Source organism: Mesorhizobium sp. 128a (genome assembly GCF_053848025.1).
In genome coordinates this window covers 315,190-330,691 of sequence record NZ_JBSPKY010000004.1, presented here as the reverse complement: position 1 = coordinate 330,691, position 15,502 = coordinate 315,190, and the positions used below count along the sequence as shown (strand labels likewise).

Here is a 15,502-nt window from a genome sequence, read left to right as displayed (position 1 = left end):
TGTTCTAATTGTATCCACGGGCGGCGCGGAAGGCGCCGGCCAGATCGCCACCGCCGTTGAAGACCCGCGCCGAGGTCGCCTCGGCGAGGCTGTCGAGTTGGCTCTTGTCGGCGTCGCCGAAAGTGATGCCGAACACCGGCACCCGAATTGGCGCGCTGCTCCACTGGCCGAGGAACCGGTCGGCGCTGCCGTCGGTGCGGCCATCGGTCATGATGACGATTGCCGGCAAGTATTTCGACAGATCGGACGTGGTGGTGATCTTCTGCAGCGCCTGCTCAGCGCAGGCATACATGTCGGTGCCGCCCTCGGCATGCTGGCTGGCGACGTCGGCCAAAAGCTGGCTCTGGCCGGCGGCGTCGCCGTTGGCTTCGAAACTGGCGCGCACGGTGCTGTCGAAAGGCAGCACGAAGATGTGGTCGGACGGCGTCCATTGCACCAGCACTTCGCTGGCCTTTTCCGGCGTGAACAGGAACTGCGCCGCTGCCTGCAGCTGCTTTTCGCCCTCATCTTCCATGGAGCCGGAAAAGTCGAAGCAGAGCGCCGTCAGCGACGGCTTGCGCAGCGCCTCCTGGTAGAGATTGAGCGCCGTGCGGATCACCGCCGGCTCGGGCATGCGGATCGACGTCACAAGCTTGCCCGGATCGAAATTCCAGTCCGGCTCGGCCGGCGCCTGGGTCGCCGACCCGCCGAGCGGCAGTCGCCGGCCGGTGTCGGCGATGCGCTTGCGGATCGGATCCGATTGCAGAAACGCCAAAAGGTCGGTGAAGAACTTCTCGACCTCCGGCCCGCGCCCATGGTCGATGAAGCCGAGCGGTGAATCGCCGACAGCGACACCATCGGCCGGGTAGATGGCATAGAGCGGCTCGTCGCCCAGTTGCTTCAGCTTGTCGTTGGTTTCCTTGAGCGTCGCCTCGTAGTTCCACATCGCATCGTAGAGCGTGCCCTGGCGCGCGGATTCTACATAGAGATCGGCCAGCCAGCCCGACGAGCCGGACGAGCGTTCGACGCCCTGCAGCAAGGCGCCGACCGTGTCCCGCACAGCCGGACTGTCGAGGTCGCCGGGTTCGATCACTTCCTTGCCGCCGAGCGCGCTGGACAGCATGGCGAGATAGGCGCTGGCGCCGGAATTGGATTGCGTCGCCGAGGTCATCAGGAATTTCAGCTTGCCGTCCTTCACCGCCGCGAGGATGTCCTTCATGAATACCTGCCTGCCGACCCAGCCGAGTTCGGCCGCATTGGATTTGCGCACGCCAAGGATGACCGGCATCTGCGCGATCGAGGTCAGGTTGCGTACCTTGCGGCCGCTGTCGAACAGGTCGACCCAGACGCTCGAGGCCGGCCAGACCGCATCCTGGTCGAGGCCGCCCGATTTCTGCAGGCCAAGGCCGATGTCGAGCGAACCCTGATAGGTGATGGTGCAGGTCGCGCCCTGCTTGGCGCAGAACTCCTGCACGATCGGCTCGAGCACGGTGTTCTCGGAGCCGGAGACGATGGAGAACTTCACGTTGCTGCCATTGCACGCCGCAAGCAGCAGCGCCAAGGCCAGCATCAGAACGGACGTCAGCGTCTTCGGCATGGCGGATCCGATCAGGCCTGGGTCAGCGCCTTCTTGAGATCGACAGTCATCTGGTCCATCTGCTTTTCGGCATCCGCGCGCTTCTGGCGGCCTTCCTGCTGCACCTTCAGGACGCCTTGCACCGTGTCGATCAGGTCGCGATTGGCCTGCGCCAGGGTCTCGACATCGACGATGCCGCGTTGCGCCTGTTCTTCGATGGAGATGGCCTGGTCCTTCATCATCTTGGACGTCTGGCGGATCATCTCATTGGTGGCATCGGTCACCGTCTTTTGCAGGTCGAGCGCCGATTTCTGGTTGGTGAGGCCAAGCAGGATGACCATCTTCTGCTTCCAGGCCGGCACGGTCAGCGCCGAAGTGGCCTGCAGATTCTCGATCAGCGTTTCGTCGCCGGATTGAACGATGCGGATCTGCGGCAATTGCTGGATGCCGAGCTGGCGCGCCTGGATGAGATAGAAGATGCGCTTTTCCAACCGGTCGAGAGCCTGGACGGTGTCCTGGTAGGTCTGCGCCTCAAGCGTGCCGCCGACATCGCTGCCGGCAGCGTCCGCGGCCGCCTTCAGCTTGGGCAGTTCATTGGCGCGGTAGTTTTCGACGTACTTCTTGCCGGCCTGCACATAGGCGTCGAGCTTGACGATGGAATCCTTGGTCTGCTCATGCAGATCGTCGAGTACCGCTATGTCGCGCCGCAGCGTATCCTTGTGGCGGTCGAGCTCGAGGCCGATGCGGTCGATCTGCCCCGCCACGTCCTCGTATTTTTCCTTGAAGCGTTCGAGCCGTGCCTTGAAGGAGGAGAACAGGTTGCTGAGGAACCCTTGATCCTTCAGCGCAGCCGGATCGAGGTTCTTGGCCTTCATGATGATATCGGTGAGGAGATCGCCGGTGTCGCCGAGATCGCCGTTGCGCAGCTGCCCCAGAATCTTGTCGGCATAGTCGCTGACCGCCTGCTGGGCGCGGTCGCCATAGACCGAAATCCCGGCGCGGTCGCGCACGTCGATGGCGCTTTCAATCTTCGCCACTTCGGACGGATTGGCCGCGATCACCGGCAATTTCGAGGTGTCGTCGAGCAGAGTGATGCTGTTCTTGTCGGCCATGCGGACCCCCCTCAAGTGAACAGTATCTCGATACACACTGTGTGACAGAGATATGTCCGCCTTGTGGAGAATGGAAGAGCTTGCACGGTCCCGGCCTTGAAATCGCGGTAAATCCGGCCGCTCAGCCTGCCTGTGTCACCACGACCGGTCCCGCCAGCCATTGCCGGACGATTGCCGCATCAGGGTCGCCGATTTCATGGCCGGACGCCACGATGCGGGCGTCGACCTCGGCCCCGCGTCCATGAAGCAGCGTCACCAGCGCCGGCGCAAACGGTCCGTAGGTCTCGTCGGCCGCGCCGGCGACGATCAGCACACGCGTTCCGCTGAGCTCGGTTGACGGCATATCGTCAAGCACCGGCATCGCTCTCAGCAGCGCTGCTTTGCGCACGAGGTCGGGGTTGAGCAGCATCAGGCTGGACACCAGATTGGCGCCGTTGGAATAGCCGAGGAAGATCGCCCGGGCGAGATCGAGCCGGTGCCGCCTTGCCGCCTCGCTGGCAAAAGCGGCAAAGGCTGAGGTCTCGGCGCGGATGCTCGCCTGCTCGAAGCGGGTCGGGGTGATACGCTCGAACCAGCGGAAGCCGTCTTCCTGGGGGATGCGGCCACGCACCGCGACCAGCGTGGCGTCGGGTGCGATCTGCCTTGCAATCGGCAGCATCGTTGTTTCATCGACACCCGATCCGTGCAGCAAAAACAGGCACTCGCTGCCGGCATTTCCCGGCTTGAGCAGGCGGTAGGAAAAGGCCAAATCCTGATGCAGAAAGCCGTTCTTTTCGCTATATTCGGACACGCTCATATCTCTTTGATTTTGTGGATATATTGTTCATTTGCCGGCTTCAAAACGGAATATTTTCATGCTCCGCGAAATGTGATTGAACCAGGCTCATTTCAGACCGTTTCTGCGCCGATATGCTTCCTGCGGGAGGAATCGAAGCGGTGTGCGCCGATGGTCGCATCCCGGCATGAACAACACGAGCACCCCTTGCTCTCGCTTTGAGGCCTTTTGTCGATGACCCTGCCAGTTCCGCATGAGCGCGACACGCGCATTGACGTGTTCCGCGCGCTCGCTCTCCTGACCATCTATATCGACCATGTGCCGGGCACCGTCTTCGAAACGCTGACCTACAAGAATTTCGGATTCTCGGACGCGGCGGAAGCCTTCGTGCTGATCTCCGGCATGTCGGTCGCGCTCGCCTATGGCAACAAATTCCAGCCGGGCGGCCGGCTGCTGGCGACGTTGAAGATGTGGCGCCGCGCCGGCGTCCTCTACACCGCCCACATCGTCACCACCATGGTGGTGATGGCCCTGTTCTGCATGGCGGCGGTGTTCGCCCATCGACCCGAACTGCTGAAACTGATCAACATCGAGCCGCTGATGAAAAACACGCCGGAGGTGATGGTCGGCATCGTCACGCTTGGCCACCAGCTCGGCTACAACAACATCCTGCCGGTCTATGCGGCGCTGTTGCTGATGGCGCCGCTCTTCCTGCTCTTCGTCAGTTACCGGCCGCTGCCGGCGCTTGTGTTCTCTGGTGCGCTGTGGCTCGTTGCCGGCATCTGGCAGATCGCGCCGCCGAACTATCCCGAGCCCGGCTTCTGGTTCCTCAACCCGCTGTCCTGGCAGTTCCTGTTCAACATTGGCCTGGCCGGCATGCTGCATGTCCGGCGCGGCGGCACAATTCCCGTCAATCGCTGGCTGGTGGGTATCGCCGCGACCTATGTGGCGGCAGCGCTGGTCTGGGTCCATAGCCCGCTCTGGGGCCAGATAAGCTGGTTCGACTTGCCAGTGGTGATCGGCGGCTTCGACAAGACATTCCTGTCGCTGCCACGGCTGCTGCATATCCTGGCTGTAAGCTATCTGATCGTCGCCCTGCCGGCTTTCTCGAACCTGTTCCGTCTCAGCCGCGATCATCCGCTCGCTTTGCTCGGCAAACGCTCGTTGCCGGTGTTCCTTGCCGGCACGGTGATCGCCATGGCGGCGCAGGTGATGAAGCTGATCAACCCCGGCGGCTTTGCTTATGACGCCCTGCTGATATCGGCCGGCATCGCCATGCAGTTCGCGCTCGCCTTCTATCTCGAATGGCTGTCCGGCATCGGCTGGTCGGGCAAGAAACCGGTTCGCACCGAAGCGCCGCAGGCCGTTCCGCAGGCTTTCGGTATGTCGCCGGCGGTGGCGAGGCTCAGCAGGTGAATCCAGACCAGCCGTTCCGGATGGTTGACGTAAGGTGCATGGAAGTCCGAACGCAGACATCCAGCGTGTCGCATAGCTGAACGGCCAGCCAGATGCCTAAAGAGCCAGACCAGGTCACCTGCCGCTGATCGCAGCAGCTACCCTGCGGTTCGGCCGCGGCGCATTGTTCAAATCAAATATCCAGATATACAATGTGATTCCGGATATAGATTTCGCGCAGACTGGCAAATCGCATGAGTCCCAATTTTCTGGTGATCGACCCCGAGGAAGGCATTGCCGTTCTCAAAGGGCTGGCCTCTTCGGCGCGCATCTCCATACTTAAGTTGCTGCATGAGAAGGGGCCGATGAATGTCAACGAAATCGCCGCCATGCTGTCGCTGCCGCAATCGACGGTCTCGACCAATATCCAGGTTCTCGAGGACGCAGGACTGATCCGCACCGAGAACCAGAAGGCAAAGAAAGGCAGTCAGAAGATCTGTTATCCGACCGCCGAGGAAGTGCTCGTGGTTTTCAAGAGCGAGTATCGCGCTGTCAGGAACGACGCGATCGAAGTGTCGATGCCGATCGGGCTTTACACCGGTTTCGAGGTCACCGCGCCCTGCGGCCTCTGTTCGCCGGACGGCATCATCGGCCTGCTCGACGTGCCGAACACATTTCTCGATCCGGACCGCATGAAAGCCGGGCTTTTGTGGTTCACGCGCGGCTTTGTCGAATACCAGTTTCCCAACAATGCCAAGCTCGCCAATGCGGAGATCACCGAGCTCGAAGTGGCCATAGAACTGTCCTCGGAAGTGCCGGGCACCAGCGCCGACTGGCCCTCCGACATCACGCTGACGATCAATGGCGTCGATGTTGGCACCTGGACCTCGCCCGGCGACTTCGGCGACAAGCGCGGCGTCTTCACGCCTTCGTGGTGGAAGCTCAAGGGCTCACAATATGGCAAGCTGAAGAACTGGCGAATTTCCACCGACGGCACATATGTCGACGGCGTCAGGATTTCCGAAGCCAGCCTCGCTGCCCTCGACCTGATGGGCCATCATTCGATCCGCGTCCGTATCGGCGTCAAGGACGACGCCCTGCGCCCCGGCGGAATCAACATTTTCGGCAAGGGGTTCGGAAATTACGACCAGGACATCCTGCTCAGGATCAAAACCAGTTGATATCGTAAAATCGGGTTTGAAAAAGTGTGCAGCAATTTCAGCCAAATGGCACACAGGCTCCCCAAATAATCATCTGATTTATCAGACATTTGCCTATTTTGACTTGACGAAGGCCTGATGGTTCCCTTCTGATATCGGACAAGATGATTTAAATCACCATTTTTGATATTCAGGGCAGGAATGATGAAGGCAGAAGTTACGGCGCATCCTCGTTATGTCGTCTCGGAAATCGATCCGAGGCTCTATGGATCCTTTATCGAGCATCTGGGCCGCGCGGTTTACACCGGTATCTATGAGCCCGGCCATCCGACCGCAGATGCCAATGGCATGCGTCAGGACGTCATCGATCTCGTTAGGGAACTCAATGTTCCTGTTGTGCGCTATCCCGGCGGAAATTTCGTGTCCGCCTACAATTGGGAGGATGGCGTTGGCCCCAGGGAGGGGCGCCCGGTGCGCCTCGACCTCGCCTGGCACACGTCGGAGAGCAATGAAGTCGGCCTGCATGAATTCGCCGACTGGTGCACCTCCGCCAACACCGAGATGATGCTCGCCGTCAATCTCGGCTCGCGCGGCCTCGACGAGGCCCGCAACCTTCTTGAATACGCCAACCATCCCGGCGGCAGCGAATGGAGCGACAAGCGCATCGCCAACGGCCGCAAGGAGCCGTTCGACGTCAAGCTCTGGTGCCTCGGCAATGAGATGGACGGCCCCTGGCAGATCGGCCACAAGACTGCCGACGAATACGGCCGCCTGGCCCATGAAACCGCCAAGGCCATGCGCGCCTTTTCGCCGTCGCTCGAACTCGTCGTCTGCGGCTCGTCAAATGCCAAAATGGCGACCTATCCTGAATGGGAAGCGGTCGTTCTCGACCATACCTACAACGAGGTCGACTACATCTCCCTGCACATGTATTTCGACAACGAAGCCAACGATGCGGCGAACTACCTCGCCATGAACGAGAAGCTCGACGCCTACATCGTCTCGGTCGCCGGCGTCATCGACTATATCAAGGCCAAGAAACGCTCCAGCAGGCAGGTCTACATCTCGTTCGACGAATGGAACGTCTGGTACCATTCCAAGCAGCAGGACAAGAAGATACTGGGCGGCAATGACGGCTGGCCCTTCGCTCCGCCGCTGCTCGAAGACATCTACAATTTCGAGGACGTGCTGCAGGTCGGCCTGATCCTCAACACCTTCATCCGCCGTTCCGATGTCGTCAAGATTGCCTGCCTGGCGCAACTGGTCAACGTCATCGCGCCGATCATGACGGTTCCAAATGGCCCGGCATGGCGCCAGACGATCTTTTATCCCTATCTCTTTGCCTCGATCTACGGCCGCGGCAACGCGCTCGATCTCAAGGTGGAAAGCCCCACCTACAAATCCACGGTGGCGGGCGACGTTTCCTGTGTCGACATCACCGGCGTACACAATACGCAAACCGGCCACGTCACCTTCTTTGCCGTCAACCGCCATTCGAGTGAGGCGATCGACACCGTGATCGACCTTACCGGCTTCGGGCAAGCCGGCATCGTCGATCACCAGGTGATGACGCATGCGGATCTGAAAGCCGTCAATTCGGCAGGCAATCCCGGCAATGTCGGCCCCAGGAAAGGTGAAGCCGCCTCGATGGCCGGCGGTAAGCTCAGCCTGTCGCTGCCGGCCTATTCCTACCAGATGATCCGCCTGAAGCTCTGACGTCAGGCATATCGTCGAAAGAACTGCCTGCGCTGAGGAGGAGCGTTGACGTGACGGCCGAGATCGAAATCAGGAATGTGAGCAAGAAATTTGGCGCCATGGCGGTGCTGGAGGACCTGTCGCTCTCCATCAAGGCGCGCGAGTTCATCGTCTTCCTTGGGCCGTCCGGCTGCGGGAAATCGACGCTTCTGCGCATGATTGCAGGCCTCGAGACGGTCGATACCGGCGAGATCGCCATCAACAATGAGCGCATCGATCATCTGCCGCCGGGCAAGCGCGGCATTGCCATGGTGTTCCAGTCCTATGCGCTCTATCCGCATATGACCGTGCGCGACAACATGGCCTTCGGGCTGGAGAACACCGGTGTGCCGGGTGAGGTCGTCGAGGCGCGGATCAACGAGGCCGCCCGCATCCTCGAAATGCCGCATCTGCTTCAGCGCAAGCCGGGTCAGCTCTCGGGCGGCCAGCGCCAGCGCGTTGCCATCGGCCGCGCAATCGTCAAGGAGCCGAAGGCCTTCCTGTTCGATGAGCCGCTTTCCAATCTCGATGCGGCACTGCGCACCCGCACCCGCATCGAACTTGCCCAGCTTCACCAGCGCCTGCAATCGACAATGATTTTCGTCACCCACGATCAGGTCGAGGCAATGACGCTCGCCGACCGCATCGTCGTCATGAACAATCGCCGGATCGAGCAGATCGGGTCTCCGATGGAGATCTATGAACGGCCCGCCACCAAATTCGTCGCTGGCTTCGTCGGCGCACCTGCGATGAACTTTGTCGAGGCGACACTCGACAGATCGGGCGAGCACGCCACGGCCAGGTTTGCGGACATATCGGTCGAGACCGGGATCGCCTCCAGTCAGGTGGCCGACGGAAAGTACAGCTTCGGCATCCGTTCGGAAGATGTCCGCATCGTCGCGGCCGGACAAGGCAATGCCGACGCCGTGGTCGACGTGCTCGAGCGTCTCGGCGAGCGCACCCTGATCTACGCGCGGCTGGGCGATGGCCAGCAGATCGTCGGTTCGGATATCGGCAACAGCAGCGTCGCGGTCGGCAACAAGGTCGGGCTCGCCTTCGTCGGTCAGAAATCGCACCTGTTCAGCGAGACCGGTCACGCCTGGCATGCGAGGGAGGCCTGATATGGCTGACCGGCTGACGATACCACGAACCGCGGCGCCGGTCGCCGGCGTCCGAAGCGCCGACATCCATGCGCCGCAATGGCGAAATTTCATTTTCGTTGCGCCGTTCCTGTTCTTCTTTGCCACGTTGCTGGTTTTCCCGCTCCTGTGGGGGATGTGGCTGAGTTTCCACAAGGCCGACACGTTCTCGTCTGGAGAATTTGTCGGTCTCGGAAACTATGTCCGGCTGTTTCATGACAAGGTCTTCCTGCAGTCGGTCTGGAACACCTTCTACTTCGTGCTTCTGACGGTGCCGACGCTGGCGCTGATCGGGCTCTTTCTCGCGCTTTGCCTCAACCGCCGTACGCGCACCGCCGCGGTGCTGCGAACCCTGTTCTTTTCCTCCTCGGTGCTCTCGGTCACGATCGTCACATTGATCTGGCGCATCGTGTTCATTCCCAATGTCGGCCTGCTGTCGACGAGCTACGGATGGTTCGGTGCAACCGCTCCGGCTTTCCTTTCCGATCCCAGCCTCGCAATGATCGGCATCGCCATCGCCACCATCTGGTGGTGCATCGGCCTGCCGATGATGCTCTTTCTCTCGGCGCTCCAGCAGATTCCGCAGGATATCTACGAAGCAGCTGTCCTGGACAATGCCAATCGCTGGCAGACGTTGCGGTCGATCACGCTGCCGTCGATCAAACGCACCTTCATCCTGGTGATCATCATCCAGATCGTGCTGCAATTTCAGCTGTTCGGCCAGGCCTGGCTGATGACGCGCGGCGGTCCGAACAACCTGACCAAGCCGATCGTGCTCTACATCTATGACACCGCGTTCCGCCGCTGGGACCTGGGCCTGGGCGCCGCGGCATCGGAAATTCTCTTCATCCTCATCCTGATCGCGGCCATGGCGCAATACCTCGTCACACGCAACAAGGGGGATCAGGCATGAGCGCTCCGGCCATTTCCATCAGGGGACGGGCATTCGGCGACCGCGTGCTGCTGGTCCTCGTAATCCTTCTGTCGATTGTGATGATCGCGCCGGCGCTGTGGGTAGTCGGCCTGTCGCTCAAGGAAAATGCCGAGCTGATGGCGGATCCGAATTCGGTGTTCCACGCGCCCTACACGCTGAAGAACTACATCAACACCATCGGTACCTCGTCGGTGTTCCGCTGGGTGGGCAACAGCATCATCGTCGCCGGCGGGCTGACGATCGGCACGCTGGTCCTTTCCTCGCTTGCCGGCTACGGCTTCGCGCGGCTGAACTTTCCCGGTCGAAACATCCTGTTTGTCATCGTGCTGTTCGGTCTGGCGGTTCCCGAACAGGCCGTGCTCGTCGCCCGCCACCAGATCTTCAGCCTGCTCAAGTTCCACAACACCTATCACGGGCTCATCCTCCCGGGCCTGTCGGCTTCGTTCGGCGTCTTCCTGATGACCCAATACTTCAAGGCCATCCCGAAGGAGCTGGACGAAGCCGCCATGCTGGACAATGCGAGCCGGTTCAAGATTTTCTGGAAGGTGCTGTTGCCGCTCACTGTGCCCGCCCAGGCAACCCTCGGCATCTTCACCTTCCTCGGCGCGTGGAACGATTACCTGTGGCCGCTGATCTCGGCGACCAGGAAGGACATGTACACGCTGACGGTCGGCATGGCTTCGACGCAGACCAATTTCGCCCAGTCCGAAGGCATCGGCTTCCTGATGGCGCAGGCGGTGTTTGCCGGCGCGCCGATCCTGATCGTCTACCTGTTTTTCCAGAAATACATCGTCACGGCCGTCTCTGGCGCGGCGGTGAGATAACGAAATTGTCCGGGGGGATGCGCCGCAGCGATTGAAGCATGACGCCAATCCAGGGTGGAGCGGCGGACACCAAGCAGGAGGAAACTGACATGAAAATGAGGAAACTATTGTTTGCCGCGCTCTCCGCGGGCGTAGCGATGCTCGCAAGCCCGAGCTTTGCCGCAACGGAGCTGACCGTCCAGCGCTTTTTCGGTGCCTGCGACGCAGATTTCGGCACCAACACCGATGTCACCAAGGCCGTCGGCGAATGCGGCATCATCACCTCGCTGATCAACAAGTTCAACGCCGACAATCCCGATGTGCATGTCAGCGTCTCCACCGTGGAATGGCCGGGCTATGACCAACTGACCGCGCAGTTCGCTTCGGGCGATGCTCCGGACATCGTCACGATCCATGAATCCGCGCTTTCGGACTACCAGTCCAAGGGCCTTTTGATGCCGCTCGACGATCTCTTGAAGTCTGTCGGCGTCACGCCTGACGCATTCACCGATGCCGCGCGCAACGGTGCCACCAAGGACGGCAAGATCTACGGCCTGCCGATCGACAGCTGGACGATGCTCTATCACATCAACATGGATCTCTTCAAACAAGCCGGGCTCGTCAATGCCGACGACACGCCGATGCTGCCGAAATCGCCGGAGGAACTGCTCGCCCAGGCCGAACAGTTCAAGCAGAAGACCGGAAAGCCCTATTTCGTTCAGAACCTGGCCAATGAGACGGCGCTTTACACGCGCAATCTCTACACTTATCTCTTCCAGCAGGATTCCGACTTCTTTGCCGATCCCAAGCACGTGAAATTGAATACGCCGGAAGCAAAGAAGGTCGTCGAGATGTACAAGGCGATCTTCGACAAGGACTACACCACCAAGGACCTCGACTACGGCGGCGCGATCAACGCCTTCCTTGCTGGTGAGGGTGGCGTTCAGCTCAACGGCACGTGGGTTGTCGGTGACGACAACGCCCAGTCCGAAACCAAGGGCACGGCGCTCAACAAGGGCGGCTATGCGGTCTATCCGTATCCGCAGCTGTTTGGCGGCGCGCATGCGCAATATGCCGACGGCCACACCTGGGCAGTCTCGCAGAAGGATCGCACGCCTGAACAGACCTCGGCCATCGGCAAGTTCCTGAAGTTCTTCGCCGACAACGACTTCGAATGGTCGCGCACCGGCCACCTGCCGGCATACAAGGCCATCATTACCTCGGACGCCTTCAAGGCGCTGCCGCATCGCAACACGATCGCCGCGGTCGCCGATCTCGGCAGGCCGCTGCCGGCAGCGGTGCAGCGCCAATTTGCGATCCAGGACATTGTCGGCGAAGAGATGAGCGCTGCAGTCACCGGCCAGAAGGATGTCGACGCCGCGCTTGCAGACATGGAAAGCCGCGTCAACGAATTGCTCGCCAACCTTTGAACCGCAAGTTTGTCGAGACCTCTCCCTGTGCCCTGCGGCTGGAAACAGCCGTGGGGCATTTTGTGTTGCGGCCCAAACTCAAAGCCGCTTGTCAGACGGGCGAGGGGGCCGACGAACCCCGCACGATAAGGTCGACCGGCAGCAATTGCCGGTGCTGCGAACCGTCATTGTCGAGGATCGCCTTGACGGCGAGCCGGCCCATCTCGGCAATCGGCTGGGCGACCGTGGTCAGCGGCGGCTCGGAGACCGCGCCTTCCGGCACGCCGTCGAAGCCGACGATGGACACGTCGCCCGGCACGGCGATGTCATGCTCGCGCAGCCAGTCGAGCGCATGCAGTGCCATTCTGTCCGACATGGTCAGAATTGCCGTCGGCTTTTCCGGCAGCGCGAAAACATGATCGAGACCGGCCCGTACGCTCTCCTCATCGTTGAGCGTTTCGTAGATCGGCACCTTTGAAGCGTCGATGCCGAATTTGGAGAGTTCGGTGAGGTAACCGCGCAGGCGGTCGCGGGTGCCGGCGTAGAGCGATTTCGTCTCGATCCGCTCCCGGGTGATCGGGCCGAAGCTGGCATCGGTGCAGGGCAAGGTGAGAACGGCAAAGCGGCGATGGCCGAGCTCTGCCAGATGCCGCGCTGCAAGACCGGCGCCGGCGATATTGTCGATGCCGATCGCCGCGACCGCCTCATTTTCCGAATCGAGGTCGAGCGCCACGAAAGGCAGTTTGCGTTCGCGCGCCAATTCGACCAGCCGCGAACCGCCCTCGACGCAGAAGACGATGAAGCCGTCGACAAGTGCGCTCTGGATGTTCCAGGCGAGCTGTTCGTTGTTAGCGGCGGAGACCAGTGAAATCCCGGCGCCGGTTGCGTCGCAGGCCTGCGAGATGCTGGCCATCATGACGCGGGCAAAAGGATCGTCGAAGAAGTAGGACAGTGGTTCGGCCGTGGCGACGCCGATAGCGTTGACCTTCCCGGCGCGCAGCAGCCGGCCCTTGGGATCCGGCCCGGCATAGCCCATTGCCTCAGCTGCCGCCTTGACCCGCTCGCGCACTTCTTCGCGCACGATCTCGGGCCGAGCGAAGACATTGGAGGCGGTGCCGTGCGAGACGCCGGCCGCCTTGGCGATGTCAGCCAGCCGCACCGGTCTCGTCTTCCCGGAGGTGCCCGTCTTTCCCAAGTTCATTGCCGTCATCTTCGTCTCCTGAATTGCCTCTATCTAGCACTTTCGTTGGATCGGTTCAAATTTTCCCTTGATCGAAGGGCGTGAAGGGTCTATATTTGAATCGATCCAACGAATTTGCCGACCGTCAATTGGATCGGTTCAAGAGGAGAGTGCCATGCATCCGATGAATTATCTGTTCGAAGACATCTACGGCAATGACTGGGGCATCGCCTCCCTTGCCGCCACCCGCAAGCGCCGTGGCCAGACCGGCCCGTGGAAGCGCGACCTGCACTTCCTTGTGGAGCGCAAGCGCGGCTGATCGGCAAGGCATTTTCATGCCGGCTGATTGGATCGATTCAAATTTTTAGGAAGGAGACCGAACCATGCATCCCGTGAAGCATCTGTTCGAAGACATCTACCGCAATTACTGGGGCATCTCGCCGGCCACGGAGCGACCGGAAAGGCTGCGGCCGACCAAGCCTGCCAAGCGCAACCGCGACTTGCTGCCGGAACGCCGGCAGGATTGAGCCTCACGTGAGAATATCTGATGCGGCAGGGTTCTTGCTCCGTCAGGGACGTTGACGCACCAGCGCCGAGGCTGCGATCGCCAGCCAGCCTGCGATCAGCAAGCTGCCGCCGATCGGCGCCGACATCGGGAAGAGCCGCGATGCCAGGAAATCCCGGGCCAGTAGATCGCCGCAGAACAGAACAAGCCCAACGAGCAGCACCAGGCTGCCGATCCGCAAAATCCGGTTTGCAGCGGCGAGGCCGACAGCCAGAAACACCGGCGCATGCATGATCAGGAAGGATGCGGCGGTGCCCACGAAAGCGCCGCCCAGATGCGCCGATGCCGCCGACAGCGCGACGCCGCCTGCGCCGCACAGGCCGCCGGCGAAAACGAGGATGTTGGCGCTGCTTGCTGGTGCAGACTCGGCGATACTCATGTCTCGGGCTCCGTGATTGACGATAGGCGGCGCACCCTGTCTGTCAGGATTTGCCTGATACCGCCAGCATGTCGCGTGTCCGGCGCGACTGGACCAGCCAGTTGTACACTGCACCGCCGGCCATCAGCACGGATGTGCCGAGAAACACCGCGCGCATGCCGAAATGGCCGCCGACGAAGCCGCCGAGCAGCGGGCCAGCGACCTGGCCGACATATTGCGCCGAGATCGCCAGGCCCAGCACATTGCCGCCGACGCCATCGGGAACATTGTGGCGGATGACACTGGTGATGCAGGGCAACAGCCCGCCCAGCACCAGACCCATCAGGAAACGCAAGCCGACGAGTTGCCAACTCTCGGTGACGAAGGCCTGCGGTATCAGCAGCATTGCCGAAACGGCAAGCGATGCGACGATGACGTTCCAGTGGCCGATACGGTCGGCGAGCTTGCCCAATCGCGACGCCGAGAGGATGGCGCCGAGTGCTGCCGCCGACATAACAACGCCGGAGGTCAGCGTCACCCGACTTGCGTCCGCGACCAGTTGCTGGACGTAGACGGTGATGATCGGCTCGATCGACATATTGGCGAATGTGAACAGCATGCCGGTTGCCAGCATGGCCACGACCGGTCGCTTGTCTGGAATCTGCGCCCAGCCGCCCTTCGACTTCTCCGTCGGTTTTGCCTGCGCTGGCGGGCGAGGGGTCTCCTTGATCAGGAACGTCGTCGCCAGTGCCGCCAGGAAAATGACGCCGCCAGCGATCAGGAAGGTGGCGCGGATGCCGATCAGCGGCGGCAGCGCGCCGCCGAGCAGCGGGCCGACAAGGGAGCCTGCGGTGATGCCGGCCGACAGCACGCCGAGCGCCCAGCCGGAGCGCTCTTTCGGCGTTTGCATGGCGACCAGTATGGTCGAGCCCGAGGAATAGCCGCCTGCAAAGCCGATCAGCAGGCGCAGCAGCACCAGCTGCCAGACGGTCTGGACCATGCCGGTCAGCGACATGCAGATGGCCATGCCGAAACTGGCGCGCACCAGCATCAGCTTGCGGCCGTAACGGTCGCCCAGCCGCCCCCACAGCGGCGCGACGATGGCTGCGGCAAAGAAGGTGGCACCGAAAGCGATGCCGGACCATTGCACGATCGCCGCATGGCCGACGGCGCCCAGTTGCTCGACATAGAGCGGCAGGAACGGCAAGAGCAGCGTCATCGCCACAAGTGTGCTGAACGAGCCGGCAAAGCACACGAAAAGGTTGCGCCGCCAATGCACATTGTAGGCGGAGGGCGTGTCGGTCGCCTGCACTGCACTGTCCTGCGGCATGTGATGTCCTGTCCGCTTGCTGCGGATACCATTTTGGGATACCAAGATGGTAC

15 protein-coding genes are annotated in these 15,502 nt (G+C 61.4%); 9 read left to right on the top strand and 6 right to left on the bottom strand.

The features are described 5' to 3' along the window. Positions 1-4: 4 nt before the first annotated feature. The 3 genes from ACWTU9_RS10415 to ACWTU9_RS10405 form a co-directional block, all read right to left on the bottom strand. Complete coding sequence (locus tag ACWTU9_RS10415; protein WP_455858204.1) at positions 5-1,576, bottom strand: substrate-binding domain-containing protein; 1,572 nt, start codon at positions 1,574-1,576, stop codon at positions 5-7. A gap of 11 nt (positions 1,577-1,587) precedes the next feature. Beyond that, a complete protein-coding gene (locus ACWTU9_RS10410) occupies positions 1,588-2,667 on the bottom strand; it encodes a toxic anion resistance protein (protein ID WP_455858203.1) in 1,080 nt (359 codons plus the stop codon). A gap of 121 nt (positions 2,668-2,788) precedes the next feature. Next, entirely contained in the window at positions 2,789-3,463 is a 675-nt protein-coding gene (locus ACWTU9_RS10405) for an alpha/beta hydrolase (RefSeq protein WP_455858202.1), read from the bottom strand. A 213-nt stretch (positions 3,464-3,676) separates the two neighbouring features. Between ACWTU9_RS10405 and ACWTU9_RS10400 the strand changes: the two genes are divergently transcribed. The 7 genes from ACWTU9_RS10400 to ACWTU9_RS10370 all read left to right on the top strand — a co-directional run bounded on the left by ACWTU9_RS10400 (position 3,677) and on the right by ACWTU9_RS10370 (position 12,037). Then, positions 3,677-4,858 carry an OpgC family protein gene (locus tag ACWTU9_RS10400; protein ID WP_455858201.1) on the top strand — a complete coding sequence of 394 codons (1,182 nt, stop codon included), beginning with the start codon at positions 3,677-3,679 and terminating at the stop codon, positions 4,856-4,858. A 233-nt stretch (positions 4,859-5,091) separates the two neighbouring features. After that, positions 5,092-6,018, top strand: a complete 927-nt coding sequence (locus tag ACWTU9_RS10395; RefSeq protein WP_455858200.1) for an ArsR/SmtB family transcription factor — start codon at positions 5,092-5,094, stop codon at positions 6,016-6,018. Positions 6,019-6,201: 183 nt separating this feature from the next. Next, positions 6,202-7,713: an arabinosylfuranosidase ArfA gene (gene arfA, locus ACWTU9_RS10390; RefSeq protein WP_455858199.1), complete on the top strand. Its 1,512-nt coding sequence runs from the start codon at positions 6,202-6,204 to the stop codon at positions 7,711-7,713. Positions 7,714-7,763: 50 nt separating this feature from the next. Beyond that, entirely contained in the window at positions 7,764-8,852 is a 1,089-nt protein-coding gene (locus tag ACWTU9_RS10385; protein WP_455858198.1) for an ABC transporter ATP-binding protein, read from the top strand. A 1-nt stretch (position 8,853) separates the two neighbouring features. Then, on the top strand, positions 8,854-9,783 hold the full coding sequence (locus tag ACWTU9_RS10380) for a carbohydrate ABC transporter permease (protein WP_455858197.1): 930 nt from the start codon (positions 8,854-8,856) through the stop codon (positions 9,781-9,783). After that, on the top strand, positions 9,780-10,628 hold the full coding sequence (locus tag ACWTU9_RS10375) for a carbohydrate ABC transporter permease (RefSeq protein ID WP_455858196.1): 849 nt from the start codon (positions 9,780-9,782) through the stop codon (positions 10,626-10,628). Before ACWTU9_RS10380 ends, ACWTU9_RS10375 begins: the two co-directional genes overlap by 4 nt. A 95-nt stretch (positions 10,629-10,723) precedes the next feature. Continuing rightward, positions 10,724-12,037: an ABC transporter substrate-binding protein gene (locus ACWTU9_RS10370; RefSeq protein ID WP_455858282.1), complete on the top strand. Its 1,314-nt coding sequence runs from the start codon at positions 10,724-10,726 to the stop codon at positions 12,035-12,037. Positions 12,038-12,128: 91 nt separating this feature from the next. Here the strand turns inward: ACWTU9_RS10370 and ACWTU9_RS10365 are convergent, their stop codons facing one another. Further along, positions 12,129-13,226 (bottom strand): LacI family DNA-binding transcriptional regulator, encoded by a 1,098-nt coding sequence (locus ACWTU9_RS10365; protein WP_454587308.1) that lies wholly within the window; start codon positions 13,224-13,226, stop codon positions 12,129-12,131. 145 nt (positions 13,227-13,371) lie between these two features. On the opposite strand from ACWTU9_RS10365, the gene ACWTU9_RS10360 reads away from it, so the two are divergent. Together ACWTU9_RS10360 and ACWTU9_RS10355 are read left to right on the top strand one after the other, a co-directional pair. Beyond that, the gene (locus ACWTU9_RS10360; protein ID WP_455858195.1) at positions 13,372-13,515 is read left to right on the top strand and encodes a hypothetical protein; all 144 of its coding nucleotides are present in this window, start codon (positions 13,372-13,374) and stop codon (positions 13,513-13,515) included. A gap of 64 nt (positions 13,516-13,579) precedes the next feature. Continuing rightward, positions 13,580-13,723 (top strand): hypothetical protein, encoded by a 144-nt coding sequence (locus tag ACWTU9_RS10355; protein ID WP_455858194.1) that lies wholly within the window; start codon positions 13,580-13,582, stop codon positions 13,721-13,723. A 42-nt stretch (positions 13,724-13,765) separates the two neighbouring features. Here the strand turns inward: ACWTU9_RS10355 and ACWTU9_RS10350 are convergent, their stop codons facing one another. Both ACWTU9_RS10350 and ACWTU9_RS10345 read right to left on the bottom strand, forming a co-directional pair. Continuing rightward, entirely contained in the window at positions 13,766-14,140 is a 375-nt protein-coding gene (locus ACWTU9_RS10350) for a DUF423 domain-containing protein (protein WP_455858193.1), read from the bottom strand. A 43-nt stretch (positions 14,141-14,183) separates the two neighbouring features. Next, the gene (locus ACWTU9_RS10345; protein WP_455858192.1) at positions 14,184-15,449 is read right to left on the bottom strand and encodes a multidrug efflux MFS transporter; all 1,266 of its coding nucleotides are present in this window, start codon (positions 15,447-15,449) and stop codon (positions 14,184-14,186) included. Positions 15,450-15,502 lie beyond the last annotated feature (53 nt).